The 23,592-nt window shown below is 69.7% G+C and carries 25 protein-coding genes; 22 read left to right on the top strand and 3 right to left on the bottom strand.

Annotated elements, in window-relative coordinates; all coding sequences use genetic code 11:
- The first annotated feature begins 158 nt into the window (after positions 1–158).
- Both ACFY0P_RS44075 and ACFY0P_RS44070 read left to right on the top strand, forming a co-directional pair.
- Positions 159–1,001, top strand: coding sequence for a helix-turn-helix domain-containing protein (locus ACFY0P_RS44075; RefSeq protein WP_388927243.1), 843 nt, complete (start codon positions 159–161; stop codon positions 999–1,001).
- Positions 983–1,264: a DUF397 domain-containing protein gene (locus ACFY0P_RS44070; protein WP_388927240.1), complete on the top strand. Its 282-nt coding sequence runs from the start codon at positions 983–985 to the stop codon at positions 1,262–1,264. Before ACFY0P_RS44075 ends, ACFY0P_RS44070 begins: the two co-directional genes overlap by 19 nt.
- A gap of 160 nt (positions 1,265–1,424) precedes the next feature.
- On the opposite strand, the gene ACFY0P_RS44065 is transcribed toward ACFY0P_RS44070, so the two are convergent.
- A complete protein-coding gene (locus ACFY0P_RS44065; protein ID WP_388927433.1) occupies positions 1,425–2,273 on the bottom strand; it encodes a LysR substrate-binding domain-containing protein in 849 nt (282 codons plus the stop codon).
- Between the two features lie 89 nt (positions 2,274–2,362).
- Here ACFY0P_RS44065 and ACFY0P_RS44060 point away from each other — a divergent pair, with 89 nt between their 5' ends.
- The 10 genes from ACFY0P_RS44060 (at position 2,363) to ACFY0P_RS44015 (ending at position 10,249) form a co-directional block, all read left to right on the top strand.
- Complete coding sequence (locus tag ACFY0P_RS44060) at positions 2,363–2,836, top strand: cupin domain-containing protein (RefSeq protein WP_388927237.1); 474 nt, start codon at positions 2,363–2,365, stop codon at positions 2,834–2,836.
- Positions 2,833–3,192, top strand: a complete 360-nt coding sequence (locus ACFY0P_RS44055; protein ID WP_388927234.1) for a DoxX family protein — start codon at positions 2,833–2,835, stop codon at positions 3,190–3,192. Before ACFY0P_RS44060 ends, ACFY0P_RS44055 begins: the two co-directional genes overlap by 4 nt.
- Positions 3,193–3,345: 153 nt before the next feature.
- Positions 3,346–4,086, top strand: coding sequence for a hypothetical protein (locus ACFY0P_RS44050; protein WP_388927231.1), 741 nt, complete (start codon positions 3,346–3,348; stop codon positions 4,084–4,086).
- On the top strand, positions 4,083–5,015 hold the full coding sequence (locus tag ACFY0P_RS44045) for a hypothetical protein (RefSeq protein WP_388927228.1): 933 nt from the start codon (positions 4,083–4,085) through the stop codon (positions 5,013–5,015). Before ACFY0P_RS44050 ends, ACFY0P_RS44045 begins: the two co-directional genes overlap by 4 nt.
- Positions 5,012–5,974, top strand: coding sequence for a hypothetical protein (locus ACFY0P_RS44040; RefSeq protein ID WP_388927225.1), 963 nt, complete (start codon positions 5,012–5,014; stop codon positions 5,972–5,974). Before ACFY0P_RS44045 ends, ACFY0P_RS44040 begins: the two co-directional genes overlap by 4 nt.
- A 233-nt stretch (positions 5,975–6,207) precedes the next feature.
- Positions 6,208–6,783, top strand: a complete 576-nt coding sequence (locus ACFY0P_RS44035; protein WP_388927222.1) for an FABP family protein — start codon at positions 6,208–6,210, stop codon at positions 6,781–6,783.
- Positions 6,784–6,817: 34 nt separating this feature from the next.
- Positions 6,818–7,294, top strand: a complete 477-nt coding sequence (locus ACFY0P_RS44030) for a Fur family transcriptional regulator (RefSeq protein WP_388927219.1) — start codon at positions 6,818–6,820, stop codon at positions 7,292–7,294.
- 10 nt (positions 7,295–7,304) lie between these two features.
- Positions 7,305–8,270, top strand: coding sequence for a YgfZ/GcvT domain-containing protein (locus ACFY0P_RS44025; RefSeq protein ID WP_388927216.1), 966 nt, complete (start codon positions 7,305–7,307; stop codon positions 8,268–8,270).
- Between the two features lie 179 nt (positions 8,271–8,449).
- Positions 8,450–8,818 (top strand): multiprotein-bridging factor 1 family protein, encoded by a 369-nt coding sequence (locus ACFY0P_RS44020; protein ID WP_388927213.1) that lies wholly within the window; start codon positions 8,450–8,452, stop codon positions 8,816–8,818.
- A gap of 210 nt (positions 8,819–9,028) precedes the next feature.
- Entirely contained in the window at positions 9,029–10,249 is a 1,221-nt protein-coding gene (locus ACFY0P_RS44015) for an RNA-guided endonuclease InsQ/TnpB family protein (RefSeq protein WP_388927210.1), read from the top strand.
- 39 nt (positions 10,250–10,288) lie between these two features.
- Here the strand turns inward: ACFY0P_RS44015 and dtd are convergent, their stop codons facing one another.
- Positions 10,289–10,714, bottom strand: a complete 426-nt coding sequence (dtd, locus tag ACFY0P_RS44010; RefSeq protein WP_388927207.1) for a D-aminoacyl-tRNA deacylase — start codon at positions 10,712–10,714, stop codon at positions 10,289–10,291.
- Between the two features lie 157 nt (positions 10,715–10,871).
- On the opposite strand from dtd, the gene ACFY0P_RS44005 reads away from it, so the two are divergent.
- The 3 genes from ACFY0P_RS44005 to ACFY0P_RS43995 all read left to right on the top strand — a co-directional run bounded on the left by ACFY0P_RS44005 (position 10,872) and on the right by ACFY0P_RS43995 (position 14,123).
- A complete protein-coding gene (locus tag ACFY0P_RS44005; RefSeq protein WP_388927204.1) occupies positions 10,872–11,465 on the top strand; it encodes an aerial mycelium formation protein in 594 nt (197 codons plus the stop codon).
- A gap of 133 nt (positions 11,466–11,598) precedes the next feature.
- Positions 11,599–12,843: a GNAT family N-acetyltransferase gene (locus ACFY0P_RS44000; protein WP_388927201.1), complete on the top strand. Its 1,245-nt coding sequence runs from the start codon at positions 11,599–11,601 to the stop codon at positions 12,841–12,843.
- Between the two features lie 359 nt (positions 12,844–13,202).
- On the top strand, positions 13,203–14,123 hold the full coding sequence (locus tag ACFY0P_RS43995; protein ID WP_388927198.1) for a winged helix-turn-helix domain-containing protein: 921 nt from the start codon (positions 13,203–13,205) through the stop codon (positions 14,121–14,123).
- Between the two features lie 40 nt (positions 14,124–14,163).
- Here the strand turns inward: ACFY0P_RS43995 and ACFY0P_RS43990 are convergent, their stop codons facing one another.
- On the bottom strand, positions 14,164–14,355 hold the full coding sequence (locus ACFY0P_RS43990; protein ID WP_351498142.1) for a hypothetical protein: 192 nt from the start codon (positions 14,353–14,355) through the stop codon (positions 14,164–14,166).
- Positions 14,356–14,499: 144 nt separating this feature from the next.
- Between ACFY0P_RS43990 and ACFY0P_RS43985 the strand changes: the two genes are divergently transcribed.
- The 7 genes from ACFY0P_RS43985 (at position 14,500) to ACFY0P_RS43955 (ending at position 23,477) form a co-directional block, all read left to right on the top strand.
- Positions 14,500–15,369 (top strand): FadR/GntR family transcriptional regulator, encoded by an 870-nt coding sequence (locus ACFY0P_RS43985; RefSeq protein WP_388927195.1) that lies wholly within the window; start codon positions 14,500–14,502, stop codon positions 15,367–15,369.
- Positions 15,370–15,398: 29 nt separating this feature from the next.
- Positions 15,399–16,112: an HAD family hydrolase gene (locus ACFY0P_RS43980; RefSeq protein WP_388927192.1), complete on the top strand. Its 714-nt coding sequence runs from the start codon at positions 15,399–15,401 to the stop codon at positions 16,110–16,112.
- Between the two features lie 328 nt (positions 16,113–16,440).
- Entirely contained in the window at positions 16,441–17,313 is an 873-nt protein-coding gene (locus tag ACFY0P_RS43975) for a winged helix-turn-helix domain-containing protein (protein WP_388927189.1), read from the top strand.
- Between the two features lie 278 nt (positions 17,314–17,591).
- Positions 17,592–19,781 carry an aminoglycoside phosphotransferase family protein gene (locus ACFY0P_RS43970; RefSeq protein WP_388927186.1) on the top strand — a complete coding sequence of 730 codons (2,190 nt, stop codon included), beginning with the start codon at positions 17,592–17,594 and terminating at the stop codon, positions 19,779–19,781.
- A 159-nt stretch (positions 19,782–19,940) separates the two neighbouring features.
- Positions 19,941–20,744 carry a hypothetical protein gene (locus ACFY0P_RS43965; RefSeq protein ID WP_388927183.1) on the top strand — a complete coding sequence of 268 codons (804 nt, stop codon included), beginning with the start codon at positions 19,941–19,943 and terminating at the stop codon, positions 20,742–20,744.
- 24 nt (positions 20,745–20,768) lie between these two features.
- Positions 20,769–21,374 (top strand): TetR family transcriptional regulator, encoded by a 606-nt coding sequence (locus ACFY0P_RS43960; protein ID WP_388927180.1) that lies wholly within the window; start codon positions 20,769–20,771, stop codon positions 21,372–21,374.
- 96 nt (positions 21,375–21,470) lie between these two features.
- A complete protein-coding gene (locus ACFY0P_RS43955; RefSeq protein ID WP_388927177.1) occupies positions 21,471–23,477 on the top strand; it encodes a HelD family protein in 2,007 nt (668 codons plus the stop codon).
- Positions 23,478–23,592 lie beyond the last annotated feature (115 nt).

The following is a 23,592-nucleotide window of genomic DNA, read 5'->3' as shown; positions in this document are numbered from 1 at the left end:
CCAACATCTATACGAAATGCGAGAGTTGGACTACTCTGCGTGTCGAGGCTGCTACGAGGATGGCCGGGAGGCGGGGGCGGCGCGCCGAGGAGGAGCGGTTCTTCCCCGTCTGGCGGCGCTAATTCCACAAATTCCATGGGGAATCCGGGAGGGGTGCGGTGCCGCAGAGGCGGGTGGTGACGGGGCGCAGTCAGGAGCCGAGGCAGCGGTTCGCGGAGGAGCTGCGGTTGCTGCGGGCGGAGAAGGGGGTGAGCTTAAAGGGGCTGGCCGAGGAACTGGGCTGGGACGCGTCCAACTTCGGGAAGATGGAGAGCGGGCGGACTCTGGGGAGCCCGGAGGTCGTGGAGGCGCTGGATCAGCTCTATGGGACGCCTGGGCTGTTGCTAGCCTTGTGGGAGTTGGCGGTTGGGGATCCGTCGCAGTTCAAGGAGCAGTACCGGCGGTACATGGTGCTGGAGGCGGAGGCGGCCAGCCTGTGGCACTACGCCGTGAGTTCACCGCCGGGTTTGCTTCAGACGGCTGGATACGCCCGTGAGGCGCTAGCGGTGGGTTGGATCGAGGGCACCGAACTGGAGCAGCAGGTAGAGGCACGGGTAGGGCGTCGCCAACTGCTGGAGGGTGACGATCCGCCGATGTTCCGCGTCATCCTGTCTGAGGCGGTGCTACACACGTCGCTGCGCGACCTGGGGGCGTGGCGGGAGCAACTGGAGCACCTGGCAGAAGCCGCCGAGCGCCCGAACATCACGCTTCAGGTGCTGCCGTTCAGCGCCGGACCGCACGGCCTGATGAATACCTCGGTGAAGTTCCTGCGGTTGCCGGATGGCCGTACGGTCGCCTACACCGAGAACGACTTGCGTGGTGAACTGGTGGAAGAAAACGCCTCAGTTGAGCTGCTGCTGCGTAGGTACGATGCGATGCGCGACCTGGCGCTTTCACCGGCCGAGTCACGCAAGTTCATCCTGCGGATGTTGGAGGAAGTGCCGTGCGAGCCGTCGACCTGAGTGGCGTCACGTGGCGCAAGAGCAGCTACAGCAACACAAGTGGCGGCGATTGCATCGAGGTCTCCGACGATCTCCTGGCCTCCGCCTCCTGGCACAGGAGCAGCTACAGCAACCAGGACGGCGGCAACTGCCTCGAAGTAGCCACCGGCATCCCCTCCCTCGTCCCCGTCCGTGACAGCAAGGCCCCCTCCCACGGAACCCTCCTCTTCGAAGCCTCTGCCTGGTCGGCGTTCGTCGTCGGGGTCAAGCGGGTCGGGCGCTGAATGCTGGACTACGGCCTCGACACGTCCGGGTCGGATCGCGACCTCGCCCTGCCCGACCTGGTGGCCGAAGGCGACGAGCTCGACGCGCTGGTGTCGGCGCAGTCGGCGAGGACGCGCGGACGCGCGGACGTGGCTCGAGGTCTCTCGCGTCCTCCTCTGATCACCGGTAGGCCGCGACCGCGACCCGCACGAACGACCGCAGCAACGGATTCCCGTCCCCCTCGGCCCACGCCACCACCACCCGGCTCGGCGGCATGTCGGCGACCGGTACGACCGTGAGCCCGGCTCCCGGGTCGTGGCCGGCCAGTGTCATGCCGACCGTGCCGTTCCAGAGCACCGCCTGCCGGCACTCCTGGACGGCCCGTACGACCGGCCCCTCCCGCGCCTCCCCGCCGTTCCAGTACGACTGCCACAGCCGGTCCGTACCCTCCGGGAACCGGAACCAGCGCCGCTCGGCGAGGTCGGCCAGCCGCAGGCTCTCCCGGCCGGCCAGCGGATCGTCGGCACGGAGCAGCGCCCCCACCGGATCGGCCCGCAACTCCCTTACCGCCAGCCCTGTCTCGTCGAACGGCGCACGGGTCAGAGCGATGTCGACGGCACCGGCGTGCAGCCCGCACGTGGGGTCCGTCAGGTCGGTCTCGCGGACGCGGATCTCGACGCCCGGGTGGCGTTCGCGGTACGCGCGGGCCAGGCGCCGTACGCCGGGATCCGTGCTGTCGCCGAGGAGGCCGACGGTCAGAACGGCGGTCCCCGCCGCCGTCGCGACCCGTACGCGCAGCCGGTCGGCCTGGTCGAGGAGCGCGCGGGCCTCGTCGAGCAGGACGGCGCCGACGGGGGTCAGGGCGACCCCGGCCGGCGACCGCTCGAAGAGCCGCGCGCCGACCTCGGTCTCCAGCGCCTTGATCGCACGGCTCAGCGGGGGCTGGCTCATGTGGAGCCGTGCGGCGGCCCGGCCGAAGTGGAGTTCCTCCGCGACCGCCACGAAATAGCGCAGCGTCCGTAGCTCCATACGCTCCATGCAGCCACGATACCGATCGGGTATCGGGTCTGCGGAACAGGTCTTGGACAGCTGGACCGCCCCGGCCGTCGAATCGGAACATGACGACCCACGACAACACCCCCGCTGTATCCGTCGTCGGACCCGGCGACGGCGAGGTGCTGATGCTCGGCACCACCCGCATGCGCGTCCTGGAGGACGGCCGTACCACCGGCCACCGCCTCGGCCTCGCCGAGTCCGTCCTCGCACCGCACACCCCCGGCCCGCCGCAGCACCGGCACGCCCGGCACGACGAGGGCTTCTACGTCATCTCCGGCTCGGTGCGCTTCACCGTCGGAGACGAGGAGTACGACGCCACGGCCGGAACCCTCGTCATGGTGCCGCCCGGCGCCCCGCACACGTTCGCCAACGTCACCGGCGAACCGGCCGTCATGCTCAGCACGTTCACGCCCGACCTGTACGTGCAGTACTTCCGGGACCTGCGGGACCTGTTCGCCACCGGCCAGGCGCCCAGCCCGCGGGCGAGCGCCGAGGTCATGAGCCGTTACGCCACCGAGCCGGCCACCGGCTCATGAGCGTCGCGTACTGGATCGTCGCCGGTCTGCTCGCTCTCTTCTACCTCTACGCGGGCGGGCTGAAGGTCGTGCGGAGCCGGGAGCGGCTGCTGCCGATGATGGCGTGGGTGGAGAGCATGCCGACGGCGGCCGTGCGGGCGATCGGGGGCGTCGAGGTGCTCGGTGCGCTCGGCCTGGTCCTCCCGCGTCTGACCGGCGTCGCGCTCTGGCCGGCCCTGGCCGCCGCCGTCGGGTTCGCCGTGCTTCAGGTCGGCGCGGTCGGGGTCCACCTGAGGATGGGTGACCGTCAGGTGGCCCTGAATCTCACGCTCTTGCTCGCTGCGGGGGCGGCTGCCTGGCTCGCTGCGGTGTCCTGATCGTAATTAATCCTTGTACAACTCATGGAACGGACCATGAGTCTCCTGTGGCGCGCGGATCAAGGAATCCGCGCTCCCGTTTGTGCACAGGGGGGCGAAATGGACGTACCAGACACACCGCCGGAACCTCGGCCAGAACCACCACAGGAAACAGTGCCGGAATCGCTTCCGGAAGCCTCGCCCAGGCGTGGGCGAAGGACGCGCCGTACCACCGCGCTGATCGCCGGTGCCGCCGTACTCGGCGTCGTGGCCGGCACCTGCGTCGGCTACCTCGTCCAGGCCGACCGCGAGCCCACCGCCCTGCCGCCCCTGTCCCAGCCGTCCGTCGCGCAGGCGAAGGGCGCCGGTCCCGAGCCGCTGTCGGCCGCCCAGGACCGGCAGGTCAGGGCCGGCGGCGATCTGCGCAAGCTGCTGCTGAAGAAGCCGAGGGGCGCGCGTGCGGTCTTCTACCCGGACGGTGGCGGCTGGACGAGCCTCGCCGACTACGCGGAGACGTACGACAAGCCCGCGAGTGGCTTCGCGGACCTCGTCGCCGGCGAGTTCCGGCGGGCTGCCGCCACGGACTGGCGGGAGGGCGGCCATTACAGCGTGGAGATCCGCCTGGTCCAGTACCGCCAGGAGGAGACGCTCGGGGCGGCCGACGCGGCCGACGGCGGTTACTACTGGGCCGAGAAGGAGGCCGACACGGACGGCCGGCCGATACCCGGTACCGGCGACGGCATGGCGTACGTCCACAACAAGCCCGACACCAAGCCGGGCTACTTGGACATGTACTCGGCCGAGGCACACGCCTGGCGCGGTGACATCGCCATGGAGATCTGGGTCTACGACACGAAGCCGGTCCCGAAGGCGAAGATCATGGATCTGGCGAAGCGGCAGATGGAGCGGCTGTGAGCGAGGAACTGTCCGGCGTGGCCGGTGAGGCCGACAGAACTGGTGCGGCCGGTGAAGTCGACGGAACCGGTGCGGCTGGTGAAGTCGACGGAACCGGTGCGGCTGGTGAGGCCGACGAAACTGTTGCGGCTGGTGAGGTCGACGGAACCGGTGCGGCCGGTGAGGCCGGCGGTCGTCGTCGGCGCCGCGTGGCCCGGATCGCCGGGATCGGTGTGCTGCTCGTCGCCGTCGTCGCAGGGGTCGCCATCACCGCCGTGCGCGTGAGCGGCGCCGACCGGGATCCGGGGGTCCCCGGCTGGGACCTGCCGAAGACGGCCAAGGGCGGGGCGAAAGAGGCGGCGGCCGGGGGAACCGGTCTACAGGCCATGCTGCTGCCCTACGGCACCGAGGGGTTCGGGCGGGGCCCGGACATCGGGGAGTTCGGCTCCGACGTCCGGCTGTCCGGCCGCGAGGCCGCCGACCTGCGCAAGGAGTCGATCAAGGACCTGCCCCGCTCCCAGCGCAAGGAGCTGGAGCGGCTGATCGACAAGCAGCAGACCAAGGGCATGGCAATGCGCAGCTACCTGAGTACCGAGACGCCGACGGAGGGCACCACGTACTCGGACCACGCCTACACCGTCGACATCGTGCTGTCGCAGCTGGGCGACCAGCGGACCGTGCGGTCCGTCGCCACGGCCCAGCAGGAGCTCTTCGACGCGCTGAAGATCTTCCGCAAGGGCCCGGAGGTGAAGGGCCACAAGGACGCCGCCTGCTTCCTGCCGCCCGCCGACTCGGCCGAGAAGCTCGACATGATGGTGTGCTCCGCGTACGTGGGTGACGTGCTGGTCAGCGCCACGGCCACCGGTGCCAAGCCGCTGGACGAGAAGGGTGTGGCGCTGTTGCTCGGCGAGCAGCTCGACCGGATCAAGAACCCGGGAGTGGCGGTATGACCATGAACCAGCCCGAGCAGGCTGAGCAGCCCGTGGAGCCTGTGGAGTCCGTGCAGGCCGTGGAGTCCGTGCAGGCCGTGGAGCCCGTGCAGGCCGTGGAGCCCGTGCAGGCCGTGCAGCCCATGCAGCCCATGCAGGTCGTGCAGCCGGAGTCGGCCGTCGAAGTCCTGGGGACCGAGCCGCAGCCCGGGAAGAAGGATCGGCGTCGGCTTCGGGCCGCCCTCCGCTGGGTCTCGGCCGTGGCCGTCTTCGCGGTCGTCGGGACCGGTGCGGCGTACGGCGTCACGCGCGCGGACCGGACGGACGTACCCGGCCTGGCCACGCACTCCGACGGCCGCTGGGAGTACCCCACCCTGGTGAAGGCGCCGCTGCCGTCCGGCAGCCCGGCGCCGTTCGCCGCGGCCAACAAGGTGAACGCGCACTACGCCGACCTGCGCCGACTGGTGCTGCCCGCGCCCCGGGGCGCCACCGCCGACGCCGCCCTGCGCGGCACGGACGGCTGGCTGGCGACCAAGGACTTCCTGGCGCTCTACTCCGACAAGGCGGACCGCGAGGAGCTCGCCGGGAAGCTGGCCGACTACGGGCTCCGGCACATCGCGGCCCGTGGCTGGACCACCCCGGACGGTACGCACACCGGGATCTACCTGCTCCAGTTCGGCAGTGCCACGATCACCGAGAAGCTGCTGAACACCGAGATGATCACCCAGGACGCGCCCGCCTACGCGGTCCGCGGCGCCGACACCTACCTCCGGGACGAGGAGTTCCCGGACGCCGCCCGGATCAACGACGTCCTGCTGGCGCCGTACGCGGAGGACAGGCCGTACGGCGACGAGCAGGTGCGGCTGGCCTATCTCGCGGCCGGCGACACCTTCGGCGTGATCGTCCAGTCCCGGAAGAAGGAGGCGCTCGCCGTCCCCTTCCAGCAGACGGTGACCCTGCAGAGCGAGCTGCTGGACTGAACCCCGCAGGGGTGCACCTCGCCAAGAGCGCCGGGCCCGGGCCGCGTAAGCTTGGGCCCGGCTCTTGTACGTACGCCCGACCTCGCTCAAGGAGCACCCGTGGAAGCCTTCTTCGAAACCCTGCTGGTCCTGGTCTGCGTCGGCGTCATCGCCTTCGCCTGGCTGACCGTGAAGAAGCTGTACCAGGGCCAGCGCTGAACCGAGTCCGAGCCCGAGTCTAGGAACCACCACCCATGATCGAGATTCCGTCCGACCTGCACAAGGACCTGGTCCCGCTGGCCTTCCTGCTCGGCAGCTGGGCCGGCGCCGGTGTCCACGACTTCCCGGGTTCGGAGAAGTGCAACTTCGGCCAGGAAGTCACCTTCAGCCACGACGGACGGGACTTCCTGGAGTACCACTCCCACACCTGGGTGCTGGACCAGGACGGGAACAAGGTCCGCCCGCTGGAGTCGGAGTCCGGCTTCTGGCGCATCGACGCCCACCGCAAGGTCGAGGTCACGATGGTCCGCGACGACGGCGTGATCGAGATCTGGTACGGCGAGATGGCCGACAAGAAGCCCCAGATCGACCTGGTCACCGACGCCGTCGCCCGGACCGCCGCCTCCGCCCCGTACAGCGGCGGCAAGCGCCTCTACGGCTACGTCAAGAGCGACCTGATGTGGGTCGGCGAGAAGCAGACCCCCGAGGTCGAGCTGCGTCCCTACATGTCGGCGCACCTGAAGAAGGTCGTCACCCCGGAGGACGTCGAGCGCTGGGCCAAGGCCCTCCCCGACGACATGCCGGACGACGGCATCGCGTTCTTCAAGTAGTTCTGGATTTCGGAAGTAGTTCTAGACTTTCGGTGTGGTGAGCACCGACTGGAAGAGCGACCTCAGGCAGCGCGGCTACCGGCTGACGCCGCAGCGGCAACTCGTGCTCGAAGCCGTGGACACCCTTGAGCACGCGACCCCCGACGACATCCTCGGTGAAGTGAGGAAGACCGCGTCGGGGGTCAACATCTCGACGGTCTACCGGACCCTGGAGCTCCTCGAGGAGCTGGGGCTGGTCAGCCATGCCCATCTCGGGCACGGTGCGCCGACGTACCACCTCGCCGACCGTCACCACCACATCCACCTGGTCTGCCGCGACTGCGAGAACGTGATCGAGGCGGACGTGGCGGTGGCCGCGGAGTTCACCGCCAAGCTGCGGCGGGACTTCGGCTTCGAGACGGACATGAAACACTTCGCGATCTTCGGGCGTTGCAAGGACTGCACACTGAAGAGAGCCACGGCGGCATCCTCCGCATCCGCGTCCGTCCAGAGTTCAATTACCGAGTCGTAGGCTTACGCATATGAAGAGCCCACTGCTGTCCCTGCCCGGCGCGGTGCCCGCCGAGGGCGTGGACGAAGGCGTCGCCGCGCACTACGGCGACCTGTTCCGCGAGCAGCGCGCCCTCGCCGACGGCGCCGGTTTCGTCGACCTCTCCCACCGGGGGGTCGTGGCCGTCACCGGCGAGGACCGGCTGAGCTGGCTGCACCTGCTCCTCACCCAGCACGTCAGCGAGCTGCCGGCCGGCGAGGCCACCGAGGCGCTGATCCTCTCCGCGCACGGCCACATCGAGCACGCGCTGTACCTGGTCGACGACGGCACGACCGTCTGGGCCCACGTCGAGCCGGGCACCCAGGAGGCGCTGGTGGCCTACCTGGAGTCGATGAAGTTCTTCTACCGGGTGGAGGTCGCCGACCGGACCGCCGACTTCGCGGTCGTCCACCTGCCGGCCGGCTCCATCGCCGAGGCCCCGGAGGGTGTCGTCGTGCGCGAGACGGCGTTCGGCCGTGATCTCTTCCTGCCCCGCGCCGACCTGGAGGCGTACGCCGAGAAGGCGGGCCCGGCCGCCGGGCTCCTCGCCTACGAGGCGCTGCGCGTCGAGCACCACCGGCCCCGGCTCGGTTTCGAGACCGACCACCGCACCATCCCGCACGAGCTGGGCTGGATCGGCAGCGCCGTCCACCTCCAGAAGGGCTGCTACCGCGGCCAGGAGACCGTGGCCCGGGTGCAGAACCTCGGCAAGCCGCCGCGCCGTCTGGTCTTCCTGCACCTGGACGGCAGCGACGTCCACCTGCCGCCGCACGGGACCGAGATCCGGGTGGCCGACGAGGGCGAGGACGGCCGGAAGATCGGCGTCGTGACGACGTCGGTACGCCACTTCGAACTGGGCCCGGTGGCCCTGGCGTTGGTCAAGCGCAACGTCCCGGTGGACGCCCGGCTGGTCGTGGGGGAGACGGCCGCGGCCCAGGAAGTGATCGTCGAGCCGTAGGCCCGCCGCGCGTTCCTTTCCCCGCAAGTTCCCTCCGGTTCCTTCTCCACAAGCTGTGGATCTCCGGAAGCACGCTGCGGGACCTGCCGTTGCCACTCCATAATTGGCAACGGGCGGCGACCACTTGGACACGGTGTGCACGTGTTCGACCCGATGCGCGCGCCCCGGGGGGAGGCGCCGTGACACCGCAGGAGGAGTTCGCCGAGGCGCTGCGCGTCCGCCGGGAGGCCGCCGACCTCTCCCTCGCCGAGCTCGCCCGCCGGGTCCACTACAGCAAGAGCTACCTCAGCCGGGTGGAGAACGGCCTGCGGCCCCCGGGACGGCTGCTGGCCGAACGCTGTGACGCCGCCCTGCGGGCCGACGGCGCCCTGCTCGCCCTGCTGCCGCCCGGCCCCGAGCAGCACGAGCGACGGGACGAGAGACGGGACGAGGCCGCCCGGTCCGTCCGCGGGACGCGGCGCCGCCCGGACTCCGCCCCGGCCCCCTCGTCGGCGCCGGACGCGCCCCCGCCCGCCCGGCGAGCGGGTACGGCGCCGGTTTCGAGCTGATCTCTTGCGGGGAGGCCATGGCGTTCAGGCCGGATAGGAATTGCATCCCGCGACGCAGGGTGCAGTTCGGCCTCTCCGGTGAAGCCGAACATGTGTGTCCGTGTTCGCCGGTTGGGGTGACCATGGCGAAGCGGCGAGCGGACGTGCGGATCTCGCACGTATGGTCGTTCGACAGGAGCAGGCGACCGGAACGCGGACGGGGGTGATGGCGTGGCAGCAGCGAAGGGAACCGACGGAGTGGGGCATGCCAGGTACACGTTCCGGCTGCGTGTGTCGTCCACTGCCCGCACCGTGCTGCTGGCGGAGTGGGACCGATGCCGGTGGGTGTGGAACGAGTGCGTGGCCAAGTCCCAGGTCGTGCACCGGCATAACAAGGCCACCGGTGGGAAGCGGACGTGTGGCCCAGCCCAGCTGGACAAGATGCTTACCGGGGCGCGCAGGACGAATCCTTGGCTTCGAGCGGGTAGCTCCGTGCCGCAGCAGCAGATCATCCGGGACTTCGGCAAGTCCCGTGCCAGGGCACAGCAGGACATCAAGGACCGGCTGCCTGTGGCACGCCGGGCCGGGATGCCGAAGTGGAAGAAGAAACACGAGGCGTCGCCCACCCTCAACTACACCCGGCGCGGCTTCCGGCTGAAGGACGGGCAACTGCACCTGGCAGGCGAGATCGTCCTGACCGTGGTGTGGTCGCGGGAGTTGCCTGCAGATCCGTCCAGTGTGCGTGTTTACCAGGACGGCATCGGCCACTGGTACGCCAGTTTCGTCGTCCCCGCCGCAGTCGAGCCGCTGCCGGAGACGGGTGCGGTGATCGGTGTGGACTGGGGGGTGAAGGAGACTGCGACCACCACATCCGAAGCCCACGACCTCCCGCACGCCCAGCACGGCACGATGGCCAAGGCGAAACTGACCCGGTACGACCGGATGATGGCCCGCCGCAAGCCGAAGAAGGGGCAGGCCGGATCGAAGGGCTACCGCGAGGCCAAGCGGCTGCGCGCCAAAGCGCACCAGAAAGTCGCACGCCAGCGCCAGGATGCCGGTCGCAAGTGGGCCAAGAAGGTCGTCACTGACCATGACGTGCTGGCCGTCGAGGACTTCAAGCCCAAGTTCCTCGCCAGGACTTCGATGGCCCGCAAAGCCGCCGACGCTGCTATCGGTGCCACCAAACAGGCCCTGATCGAGATGGGCCGCAAGCACGGACGCACCGTGCACCTGGTCCACCCTGCGCACACGACCATGGACTGCGCGCACTGCGGAGCGAGAGCCAAGCACGCACTGCCGCTGGGGATGCGCACCTACACCTGCACCGCATGCGGAATCTCCTCTCCCAGAGACAAGAACTCCGCATGCGTGATGCTCGTCCGGGCCGGTCTCAACCCGGCTGGTGCTGACGGCGTAAGACCATCTGGGGCGCTGCCCCGTATGGCTGCCTGAGCCAGGAATTCCCTCCCGTCGCCTCAGGGAGGGGAGGAATCAAATCTCCAGCAGGACGGTGAACGGGCCGTCGTTGGTCAGCGACACCCGCATCTGCGCCCCGAACCGGCCGGTCGCCACGGTCGCCCCCAGGGCCCGCAGCTGCGCGACCACCTCGTCCACCAGCGGCTCCGCCACTTCGCCGGGCGCCGCCGCGTTCCAGGTGGGCCGCCGCCCCTTGCGCGCGTCGCCGTACAGCGTGAACTGACTGATCACGAGCAGCGGCGCGTCGACGTCACTGCACGACCTCTCGTCCGCCAGCATGCGGATCGACCAGAGTTTCCGGGCAAGTTGGGCCGCCTTCTCCTTGGTGTCCTCGTGCGTCACCCCGACGAGCACGCACAGGCCCTCGCCCTCGATCGCGCCCACCGTCTCGCCGTCCACGACGACGCTCGCGCCGTCCACCCGCTGTACCACCGCTCGCATGCGCACCATCATGCCCGGTGCCCACATGCGCCTCACAGGGGCCCATTTTGGATCCTTAATGTCCCAACTAGGGCCGTTCGGGGGCACTCGGTCACATTGCGGCCACTTGGGGTGGCACCATGCTTTCACACGCCGGTCGAGGGGACGGTTGAGACGTATGAGCACACCGAGCACCGGGCGACTGAAGAAGCAGGGCACGCAGAGCGTGCAGAGCCTGCCCCGGCCGCCCGCACAGCGCGGCGAGGACATCCCGCTGCCCGCGGAACCACCGGAGCACGACCTGACCCGGCTGAGCCTGCCCGAACTGCGCGTCCTGCGCCGGGACGCGCAGCGCGACGAGGCCGACCTGAGCTACGTACGACGGCTGCTCCAGGGCCGTATCGACATCCTGCGCGCGGAACTGGCCCGCCGCTCCCCGGCGGGCGCGGCCGCCGTCGTGGACCGGCTCCCGGAGATCCTCACGGACGCCCCGGCCCGCCACCGCTCCTCCGCCCGCCACGTCACCCTGGGCACCCCGCACAACGAGGAGTACGGCAGGCTGGCGGCCGACATGCTGGCCGAGGTCGAACTCTCCGACCTGGAGGCCCGCACGGACACGGAGCTGAACACGGCGATGGGCCGCCTGGTCCGCTACGAACAGGAGGTGTCCCGGCGCAGGCAGCGCCTGCAGCGGACGGCGGACGATTCGAGCGGGGAGATCACCCGCAGGTACCGGGAGGGCGAAGCGCAGGTCGACGATCTACTGACGTAGGGCAGAGCGCCCCTTCAGGGGCGCTGGGGGTACCCCCGGCCGAAGGCTGGGGGAGGAACTGCGCGACCGGCCCCCACCCACCCGCAGCCGAAAATGAATCGGCACCACGGAATCAAACGCATACCGTGCTGTCATGACCGACCCCGTCGAAGTCCGCCCCATAACCGAACCCGAGCTCGCCGACTGGCACCGCGCCCTGTCCACCGGCTTCCTCCAGCGACCCACCCTCTCGGCGGAGCAACTCGCTGCCCGCCGAAGGCAGTTCGTGCCGGGCAGACTCCTCGGCGCCTTCGACGGCCCCCGCTGCGTCGCGACGTTCCGCTCCTTCGACCAGGAGCTGACCGCGGTCGGCGGCGCCACCCTCCCCGCCGACGCCATCTCCAACGTCACGGTCACCGCCACCCACCGCCGCCGCGGCCTGCTCACCCGCATGATGAGCCAGGACCTGGCCGCGGCGAAGGAGCGCGGAGACGTGGTCGCGACCCTGATCGCCGCCGAGTACCGGATCTACGGCCGCTACGGCTTCGGTCCGGCGACCACGCTGACGGAGTGGACGGTCGAGGTCCCGCGGACCGGCCTGGACCCGCGCTGGGCGCGCCCCGAGGACGGCGGCCGGATCGACCTCGTCGACGGCGAGGACGTCCGCAAGCTCGGCCCCGACCTGCACGAACGCGTCCGGCGTAGCACCCCGGGCGCGGTCAGCCGCAGCGAGCTGTGGTGGCAGTTGCGCACCGGCGTGGTCCGCTTCGACGAGGAGTGGAAGGAGCCCTACTTCGCGGTGTACCGCTCGGCGGCCGGCGAGGTGGAGGGCATCGCGTCCTACGAGTCGGACGACAACTGGCAGGGCAAGCAGCCGTACAACACCGCCGACGTGCACTGGCTGCTCGGCGCGACCCCGGCGGCCGAGCGCGCGCTGTGGCACTACCTGTGCTCGATCGACTGGATCACCAGGGTGAAGAGCGGCTGGCGGTCGCCGGACGACCTGCTGCCGCACTACCTGCCCGACCCGCGCGCCGCGCGGATCACCAACCAGGCGGACTGGCTGTGGGTGCGGATCCTGGACGTCGTACGGGCCCTGGAGGCGCGGACGTACGACAGGACGGGGTCGCTGGTCCTCGAGGTGGCGGACCGGCAGGGGCTGGCCGGCGGCCGGTTCCGGCTGGACGCCTCCCCCGATGGGGCGTCCTGCACCCCGACCACCGACACCCCCGACCTCGCCCTCGACATCGCCGAGCTGGCGAGCGTCTGGCTCGGTGACCAGTCCGTGGCGCGGTTGCACGCCCTCGGACGGGTCCAGGAAGAGCGAGTGGGCGCCGCCCGGGAGGCCGACGCCCTGTTGCGCGCGTCCGGGCGGCCTTGGTGCCCGGACATCTTCTGAGGCGCTCCTTCCTCCCGGGGACGGTGCCTGAATCACCTGTGTTCACTTGTGGCTGTGCTGTTCTGTGCTGCTCATCCGTAGCGAGCTGTGAAGTTGTGGCTGTGCGGGTCTGCCTGTGTTCGGTTGTCGGTGTTCAGTTGTGACTGTGCCGATCGTGCTGGCCGCGCGCCCCGACGGCCGGCCCAGGTGGACCGGGCTCCCGGCTCCCCTCCGGAAGGGAACCCGGATGGCCAACCGCCGAAGAAGTATGACCATGTTGCGGGAGTTGGTGACCAACTCAACAGTACTTATCTCCACTTGGATGCGACTCATAACCACCTTCCCGTGAACTGCCGAAAGATGGCGGGAAGTTGTACTGTTTGTCCGTGGAGCCGGAACACGCCTCCGTCAATGGACGGAAGAGGTCACAGCGGCCTCAGGCGTCACACCACGAGGTGGCCGACGAGCTGCGCACCCGGATCAGGTCCGGGGTGCTGCGGCCGGGCCAGCGCATGCCCACGCAGGCCAAACTGGCCGACGAGTTCGGCGTCGAGCGGGGGGCCGTGCGGCAGGCACTGCGCATCCTGCAGTCGGAGCACCTGCTCACCAACGTGTCGAAAGGCGCTCCGGCGACGGTGGCACCGGGTCTGGGCCCGGTACGGCTCGCCGTGGGCCCGGAGGCGCCGCCGCAGCCGACCATGGTGGCCCTCACCCCGCGCATAGAGGCGGCCTTCGCGGCCTCGCACGTGAGGATCGACGCGCTCTGTCTGACCTCGGTCTCGCTCAACCTCGCGCTCGGCGGGCCGCTGCGGCTCATCCACGCGGGGCGGCTGAAACCGGCCAAGATCGACGTCCGGGTGCTGCTGCCGAGCCGGAACATCGACCTCGCGTTCCCGACGGCGGTGGCGGCCGACGCCTCGGCCGAGGACGCGGTGCACGACCGCTGGCTGGCCCAGCGCAACGCACAGGGCCAGGTGCTGCGGCACAACCTGCTGGCGCTGCGCGCCACGCACGGCATCGACGTGCACGTCACCTTCCGGGCGCTGCCCTTCACCCCGCCGGTCAAGCTGTACCTGCTCAACGGGGCGGAGGCGCTGTTCGCGTACTACACGCTGGGGCGCCACGAGCGGGAGATCGACCACGAGCACCTGCAGACGTACGACGCCGAGGGCACGCGGTCGATGCTCTTCGCCTTCGAACAGGGCGCGGGGCTGCGGGACACCACGTTCGTGGACCAGTCCACACGGTGGTTCGACGCCCTGTGGGAGACGATCAGTTCTGAGCTGCACCTGACGGCTTAGGGCCGCCCCTTGGTTCCTGCGGGGCGGGCCCCGGTGGTTCCTACAGGGCGGGTCCGGCGAGCATCAGGGCGATCAGGACGGCGCCGGCGGAGCTGAACGCCGGGCTCTTGGCCTTGATGCCCACGGTGAGCAACAGCAGGCCGATAATGCCAGTGGCACCGTACTTCGACTGGACCATCTGCTCGAAGCCGATGACGAAGACGGCGGAGAGGAGAGCGAGGGCGGCAGGCATGGTGGTTCCCCCATCAGTCAGGAAGCAAGGCTTCCGCCAACTCAACCAAGTTGGTGACCAACTCTGATTAAGTTGTCCCCAGTTGGCTACTAGTTATAAACAACCCTCAAACAACTCCCGCCAGGTGGATCAAAGTTGTAGCGTTTGGTCGTGACTCAGGAGAACGTGGCAGTGAACGCCGGCAGCACACCTCAGGAGATCGCCGACACCCTGCGGCAACGCATCCGCTCGGGCGAGCTCAAGGCCGGCGACCGCCTGCCCACCCAGGCCGAGCTGGCCGAGGCGTTCGGCGTGGAGCGGGGAACCGTGCGGCAGGCCGTGCGGGCGCTGCAGGACGACGGTTACCTCGTCGACGTCGGCAAGGGCAGCCCGCCGCGCATCGCCGGGCCGCGGCCCGCGGCGCTGGACGAGCCGCAGCCGACGATGGTCGGCCTCGGCCCCCGCATGGCGGAGGCGTTCACCGCCGAGCACGTCCGTATCGACGCCGCCTGTCTGACCGCCCAGAGCCTGCTGCCGGCCCTCGCCGAGCCCCTGCGCATGATCCACGAGGGCCGGATCCGCCCCGAGCGCATCGACGTCCGCGTCCTGCTCCCCAGCCGGCGCATCGCCCTCGCCTTCCCGACGGCGGTCGACGGCGACGACGACACGGTCCACAACCGCTGGCTCGGCATGCGCAACGCCCAGGGCCAGGTCCTCCAGTACAACCTCCAGGGCCTGCGCTCCACCCACAAGATCGACGTGAACGTCACCTTCCGGGCCCTGCCGTTCACCCCGCCGATCAAGCTGTACCTGCTCAACGGCGCGGAGGCGCTGTTCGCGTACTACACGGTCACCCGCCGCGAGGAGCAGACCGAGGACGGCCTGCTCGACATGTACGACGCCGTCGGCTCCGAGTCCCTCCTCTTCTCCTTCGAGGGGCGGGCCGGCCACCGGGACGCCGCGTTCGTGGAGCAATCGCAGAAGTGGTTCAACGCCCTCTGGGAAACCATCACGACGGACCTGACACTCTCCTAGTGACTTCTGATACGACGCAGACTGAACTGGTGGCAGCCAAGAGCAAGAACACGACCGAAGAGATCGTGGAACTGGTCAGAAGTGCCCGGGTCGTCCTCTGGGACTTCGACGGGCCGATCTGCCGGCTGTTCGCGGGACACTCGGCGGCGGGTGTGGCCGGCGAACTGGTCGACTGGCTGGCGGTCCGGGGCCTGCACGGCCTGGTCACGGAGACGGAGCGGGACTCCCTCGACCCGCACCTGGTACTGCGCGCCGTGGACCGCAGGCACCCCGGCAGCGACCTGGTCGCGGAGCTGGAGGAACGTCTCACCAAGGAGGAACTGCGGGCCACGGCGACGGCGATGCCCACGGCGTTCGCGGACATCCTCATCCAGACCTGGCGAGCGCGGGGCGCCCGCATGGCGATCACCACCAACAACTCCCCCCGGGTGGTCCGCGCCTACCTCGACGACCGCGCCCTGACCCCCTGCTTCGCCCCGCACATCTACGGCCGCACCCAGGACCTGCACCGCCTCAAGCCGGACCCGCACTGCCTCAACCGCGCCCTCAACGCGATGGGCGCCGCCCCCGGCGCGGCCCTGATGATCGGCGACTCGCCCACCGACTTCCAGGCGGCCCGGACCGCCGGCGTCCCGTTCCTTGGCTACGCGCGTAACGCACGGAAAGCCAAGCTCTTGACCGAGGCCGGCGCGGAGTACGTGGTGGGGTCCTTGTGGCCGCTGCTGGAGATACTCCGGCGCTAGGGGGCGCTGGGCGGGGTCGGCGGGTGGCGGTCGGCCGGGGGGCGGTGCGCCTGCGGCGCCAGGCCGCCAGGACGCCGATCACGCTCGATACGGAGACGGCGAGTTGCATCAGGTCGTCGATCTGTACCGTCACCCCGAGTACCCGTAACTCCATTGCGTCCGCCCCCTGCAAGCTCCGGTCGACCCTGCAGCACCCGGGCCCGCCTGCCTGGTTGCTGGTCAATATCAGGCATGCCCGGGCAGGTTGATCCGTTAACCGGCAGGTTCGCCCGACTTCCTGCCTGACGGGTCGGGTTTGCAAGGGGGCCGGGAGAGGAACGCTGGCTGTATGGCGGCCAGGCAGGCACGTGACGGCGGTGGCAAGGCGTTCCGGCAGGTCTCCGAGGCCCTGCGGACCCGGATGGTGGACGGGACGTACCAGCTGGGTACCGAACTGCCGGCCCAGGGCAAGCTCGCCAAGGAGTTCGGGGTGTCCCGTGACACCGTCCAGCGGGTGGTGCGCGAACTCGGCAACGAGGGGTGGATCGAGTCCCGCCAGGGCAGCCCCGCGCGGGTCGTCAAGATCCAGCGGGTGCAGTCCACCACGGCCAAGGCGAGCAGGTCACGGCAGGTGATGATGCTGGGGCCGCTGATAAGCGAGGCGTTCGAGCAGCCCGAAGTCTCCCTGGACGTCTTCACGTTGACCTCGGAGTCCCTCGACACCCACATCCGGCTCCAGGCGGAGCGGATCCGGGCCGGCGTCATCGACCCCGTGAGTATCGTCGTACGGTTGCTCCTGCCTGATCCTCAGCTCGACATGCCGTATCCCGTGATCAGGCAGGACAAGAACGATCCGCGGCTGCGGGAGCGGCTGCGTGCCATCACCGACCGGCACACGGAATCGCTGCGTACCGCGTTGCGGGACCTCCAGGCCGAGCGGTTCGTGCCGTCCGTCGACGTCCAGATCAGGCATGTGCGGCTGGTTCCGGCCTTCAAGCTCTACGTCATCAACAAGACAGAGGCGCTGCACGGCTTCTACGAGGTCATCGAACGGTCCATCATCCTGGACACCGGCGAGGAGATCGACGCGCTCGACGTGCTGGGACTGGGCGCCATGCTGACGCACCACGTCCAGGAGGCCGTCCCGGACTCGCCGGGGTCGGTCTTCGTGCTGAAGATGCGGTCCTGGTTCGAGTCGGTTTGGAACCTGCTCGCCGAGTAGCGTTTCTGTCAACTCTTGGGTGGACCAAAGGTAGGGGCAACCGCGGTGCGCTAACATGCCCGCATTATCTGAGCAACCGCTCCGGTTCCTACGTATGAGAAGGTCAAGCACACCGATCTCAGAACGACCTGACGCAGCGGGGCACCAAACCACCCGTTGTGGCTACTCGATTGCGCCTCTGGTCGTGCGGACAGTCCGCCGCGTTTACCGTTTGCCGTACTTTCCAGCCAGCGCTAGCAATTCCGGAGCGGCCAGTGGGCGCATCTTCTGTTCCCTCTATGTCCTTTGGGGAACGCGCCAAACCCGGCGCAGGTCATGCGCTTCACCAGCAGGTCGTGCGCCATGCCATCGAACACGGCAAGGCGCACAGCGGGCACCACAACAAGAACTACGTCCTGTCGCTGACCGGCCCCATGGCGCAGTTGCTGGGCAGGGAGTCCGGCGTGTCGGTGACAGTACGCATGCGGCGTGCCGGCGTGCTTCCGGTGGTGATCAGAACCTGGAAGAACGAGGCGGAGATCCTCAGGGCCGTCAGGTCCGCGCTACCGCATGTGCCGGAATGCCTCTACGAGGGAAACGGGTTCGCCGTCCACAGCTATGTGGAGGGCGTACCGCTGTCCAGCGTCTGCGGCAACGGCAAACCCGTCGACTCACTTCTGATCGGGGAGATTGCGCAGCTCCTCGCGCAGACGGCCCAGGTGCGCAGGGGCATGCTGCCGGCTCTGCCGTCCTCCTGGCCCAGCAACGGCCAGGACAGCCAGGGCTTTCTGCAGACGCTGGCGCACTGTGCCGACCAGCAGATCCGACGGGCCAACCTCCATGCGTTCGGCGGGCTGTTCGCGGCGCTGGGCATCCCGGAGGACGCGCTCACCCGGTTCGCGGAACGGGTGCCGGTGATGGCCCGGCGGCCGTACAGCCTGCTCCACGCGGACCTGCATCGGGACAACCTGATCGTCACCTACGGCGGTCATCCGTCGCTCATCTGCGTCGACTGGGAACTCGCCACCTACGGCGATCCCCTGCACGACCTGGCGACCCACCTGGTGCGCATGCAGTACCCCGGCGATCAGTGGTCCGAGGTGATCGAGGCCTGGGTCCGGGCCATGGAGTGGACCCGGCCCGGAGCCGTCAACGGCGTGGGCAAGGAACTGCGCCACTACGTCGCCTTCGAGCAGGCGCAGTCCGTCTATCCGGACGTGATGAGGGCCGCCACATCCTTGGACGAATCGTTCGACCAGAAGGGCTTGGACGAGGCCACGTCGGCAGTGCGCCGCGCCCTGGAGGTGGCCCAGGCCCCCCTGCAGCTGCGGCAACTGCCCAGCGAAGCAGAGATCGAGCGCGTTCTGTTCCGGTGGCGGATTTCCCGTGGGGAGGCACGTAAGGGGCTTTTCTCCACCTTCGGCACCGTACCCTGGACACCGGACAAGCGTGTTCCGGAGCGTTCTGACTTTCCCTATCTGGCTGTGGAGAGAGCGTTGCATGCCGAAGGCGCTGCCCCAGCCGGGCGAGTGTTCAAGGGGACCGGCCATCTGAATTCCGTGGTGCAAGTTCCCGGTATCGAATTCCCCGTTGTGGTGCGACGCAAAGTGAAAAAGGTATTTCGCCGCGAACGTAGTTTCCTCAGCGAGCATGCCGTGCTCAGAGCCATCGAACAGTCGGGTGTCTCAGTGGCGGCACCGAGAGTCCTGGCCCTCGGCGAGAGCTACCCGGGGAAGTACCGGAAAGACAGCTTTGCCATTCACACCTATGTAGGGCCGCTCGACATCGACCGGCCCCCTAACCATCCGGTGCACGGACTGCTGCCGCACGAGGCGGACCGGCTCGTCGACCAGCTGAGAGCACTGAAGGACGTCGACTTCACCAGGCTCGATCCGGCCGCCGGTGAAGCGGGCTACAGCTTCTACAGCTATCTGAGCGAACAACTCGTCCTGCTGGTGGAGAAACTGCCCAAGGAGTCGCAGCAACTCGCCAGGCAGCTCGGCCTGCCGGATGCCGGACGGTTGCGGCAGATACTGGCCAGGCACCGGGTGACTGATCGCAGACCGATCCTCCTGCACGGTGACCTGAACCCCTGGAACCTGGTGCGCCGGGACGACGAGATGGCACTGACCATCATCGACTGGGAGATGGCGGTCGTCGGCGACCCCCTGTACGACCTGGTCCGGCACATGCACCTCACCCCCACCCGACCGGAGATCCGGGACCGGATGTTCCGCCGCTGGGAGCGCCTGCTGCCGGACGACTACACCCATGCCTGGCAGCAGGACTGGCGGGTCTACCGGTGGATCGAGATCGTCCGATCCGCCTACGTGGACCTGGACCGGCTGGTCACCGGAGCGAGCCTGGACGCCCCCAACGTCCGCCGGGCCGTGGACTCGTACGCCATGACCCTGGCGGCGGCCATCGCCTCCCTGGGCCTGCCGGCCCGGGCAACCGCCAATCCCCATCTTGCTCGTGCCCTGGCCTAGAGAGAACATGAGTGCTCCGAATACCCGTTTGCCCACGGGTCCGCGGGGCCGGCCGGGCAGCGCTGCGCGGAGGGGGCGTGCATGTCGGGGCGGAACGGTGGTTCGGCGGGTGAGGACGGGATATCGCGGCTGAGGCGCTTTCAGGAGCGGGTCGAGCCGGTGGTGACCCGCATCCTGCTGCTCGGCATCTTCGTCACCGGCCTCACGGCCCAGTTCGTGAAGCCGGTCGGGGACGCCCTGGAGGGCAAGGCCTATCTCGGCGGCGCCTTGCTGAGCCTGGTCGGCTATGTCCTGTACGACCAGGTGAAGGAGCTGACGTCGTCGGTCCGTGCCCCGACCCGGGCGCTGGTGAACTCCACCCAGCTGGACAGCTTCGTGAGTCAGGCCTTCGAGGCGCGAAGGGTCGAGATCAGTTTTCTCGGCTATACGGGCGAGACGCTTCACAGCACCCTCTACCACCACCTGGAAGACCTCTTCGACCATCCCGGCCCCACCCGCAGGGTGCTGGTCCGCATGCTCGTCCCGGACTTCGGTCAGCCGATGACGGTTCCCTCCAAGGTGGGGGAGCAGGACGCGCCCGTGGACGACCCCGACTTCCGCAAGCGCATGGAGCAGCGGTGCCGTGAGTACGACGGCATCCTCTCCGAGCTCGCGGAACGGCTCACGGCCGCGGGCCGGGTGCGGGTCGAGTGCGAGTACCGGCTCTATCCCGGAATCCCGCGCGACAAGATCTGCATCTTCAACCGGCAGCAGGTGCTGCACGGCCTGTACGACCTGTCCGTGCGGATGCGGCTGCACCACCTGGGCGACGAGTACTACGACCCCAAGGGCTACCGGACCGACCTGAACGTGTGGTCCCGCGAGGGCGTCGCCGAGGCGGCGGTGGCGACCTGGACCAAGCACTTCGACGACCTGTGGAGCCTCGCGAGGCTCCCGCAGTGGCGACAGGTCCCGTCGGCCTGACCGCCGCTGCGTAGGCTCGGCCCCATGGGTGAGATGGGCCTGCGTGAGCGCAAGAAGCGGCGGATGTACGAGGACGTGTCGGACATCGCCGTGCGGCTGTTCCTGGCGAAGGGGTTCGACGCGGTGTCGGTCGCCGAGGTGGCCGCCGCGGCCGGGATCTCCAAGCCGACGCTGTTCCGGTACTTCCCGGCCAAGGAGGACCTGGTCCTGCACCGGATCGCCGACCACGAGACGGAGGCCGCGCGGCTGGTCGCGGGCGCCGAGTCGCCGGTCGGCGTGCTGAGGGCCCACTTCCTCGACGGACTGCGTCGCAACGACCCGATCACCGGCCTCAACGACCATCCCCAGGTGCTCGCCTTCCACACCCTGCTCAACAGCACGCCCACCCTGGTCGCCCGGCAGTACGCCTACCTGGAGCGGTCGGAGGCCGCGCTCGCCGAGGCGCTCGGCGGCACCCTGGACGCCCGGCTCGCGGCCGGCCAGATCATCGCCGTACAGCGGATCCTCGCGCAGGACAACTGGCGGCGGATCGCGGCGGGCGAGCGGGTCGAGGACGTGCGGGAGGACGCGGTACGGGCGGCGGAGCGGGCGTTCGGGCGGCTGGAGCGGTCTGTGGCGGACGACGGCTGAGACGCGGCCGAGTTGCGACCGAGGCGCGACTGAGGCACGACTGAGTTTCGGTAAAAAATTTAACCCGGTCACTGTTTCTCGTCTACGCTGTCCCCCATGCAGCAGGAACTCGACCGCGAACGCGCCTACCACGACACCTGCCGAGCCGCCCTCGCCCGCATGGTCGAAGGCGCCGTCGAGCACGTCGTCACCGGCGAGGACGTCTCCGCGTCCGGTGCCGACGCCGAAGTGCTCGGGTACCGGCTGCGCAGCCGGGCCAAGGAGATGCGCGAGCTGCCGGAGGGCCCGCTGTTCTTCGGCAAGCTGGACTTCGAGGCGGGAGAGCACGCCGGGCAGAGCTACCGCATCGGCCGCCTGCGGATCAGCGAGGAGCCGACCGCCCCGCCCCTCGTCGTCGACTGGCGCGCCCCCGTCTCCCGCGCCTTCTACCAGGCGGGGCCCGACGACCCCCAGGGCGTGGCGGTACGCCGGCGGTTCGGCTGGGCACCCGGCAGCCGCGGCGACTCCGCCGACCTCACGGGGCTGGAGGACGAGCACCTGAGCAGGGGGGAGCCAGGGACCGGGAGCACCATCCTCACCAGCGAGATCGAACGGCCCCGTGTCGGCCCCATGCGCGACATCGCCGCCACCATCCAGCCCGACCAGGACGACCTGGTCCGCGCCGGCCTCGCCGACTCCGTCTGCGTCCAGGGCGCCCCCGGCACCGGCAAGACCGCCGTCGGCCTGCACCGTGCCGCCTACCTGCTCTACACCCACCCCCAGCGCATCCGCCGCTCCGGCCTCCTGATCCTCGGCCCCAACCGCACCTTCCTCTCCTACATCTCCGAGGTCCTCCCGGCCCTGGGTGAGACCGGCGTACGGCAGACGACCCTGCCGGAGGAGATCGGCCGCCACCCGGTCACCGGCACCGACTCCCGTCGCACCGCCGCGCTCAAGCACGACCCGCGGATGGCCGAGGTCCTGCGCCGCGCCCTGTACGCCCACGTCCGCACCGACGCGGTCACCCCTCTCTCGCTCTCCGACGGCACGTACACCTGGCGGGTCTCCGCCGCCGCGCTGACGGAGATCGTCGAGAGGGTGCGGGACGAGGAACCGCCGTACGCCGTCGGGCGGGAGCGGGTGCGGGGGCGGGCGATGCGGGCCGTCCAGTTGCAGGCCGAACGGCGGGCGGGCCCGCAGCCCGGCGCGTGGACCCGGCGGCTCGAACGGTCCCGTGCGATGAGTGCCTGCCTCGACACCGTCTGGCCGAAGGTCCGCCCGGAGGAGGTGCTGGCCGAACTCCTCACGGACGAGGGGGTGCTGGCGGCGGCCGCCGAGGGACTCCTGACCCCTGACGAACAGCGGGACCTGCGCTGGTCCCGCCCGCCGCGCTCGTACAAGTCCGCCCGCTGGTCGGCCGCCGACCTGGTCCTCCTCGACGAGCTCGCGGGGCTCGTCGAACACCCCGAGGGCTACGGCCACATCGTCGTCGACGAGGCCCAGGACCTGTCTCCCATGGAGTGCAGGGCGATCGCCCGCCGCGCGGTCTTCGGCTCGCTCACCGTCCTCGGCGACCTGGCCCAGGCCACCACACCCTGGTCGGCGCGGAGCTGGGACGCCGTACTGGGCCACCTGGGCAAGCCGGACGCGACCGTCGTCCCGCTCACCACCGGTTTCCGCGTCCCGGCGGCGGTCGTCGCCCTGACCAACCGGCTGCTGCAACGCCTCGGCCCGGACGTGCCCCCGGCCAAGTCCTACCGCGGCGACGGCGAGGTGACGATCCGCCCGACGGAGGACGTTCCCGCCGCGACGGTCGCCGCCGTGCGGGAGGCCCTGTGCCACGAGGGGTCGGTGGGAGTCGTGGCGGCGGACGCGCAGGTGACCGCCGTACGCGAGGCGCTGACGGCCGCCGGTATCGAACCGGCGGGCCCGGACGAACTGGGCGCGCGGGTGGCCGTGGTCCCGGCGAGCGTCGTCAAGGGCCTGGAGTACGACCACGTGGTGGCCGTGGAACCGGCGGCGGTGGCGGAGGGGGAGGAGCGGGGGCTGCACAGGCTGTACGTGGTGCTGACGAGGGCGGTGTCCCGTCTGGACGTGGTGCACGCGAGGCCGCTGCCGTTCTGAGCGGCGGCCATGACCACGCCCTGCTCTTTCGGGGGCGAGGGGAACCGCTTTGGGGGCACGGGGCTGTATCAATATGCGGCTCCGCCGTGTGGGCGCGATCAGCCGCCCGCCACCT

This window comes from Streptomyces sp. NPDC001714 (assembly GCF_042892755.1).
Classification (GTDB): Bacteria; Actinomycetota; Actinomycetes; order Streptomycetales; family Streptomycetaceae; genus Streptomyces.
This window is presented reverse-complemented; position numbering and strand designations above follow the sequence as displayed.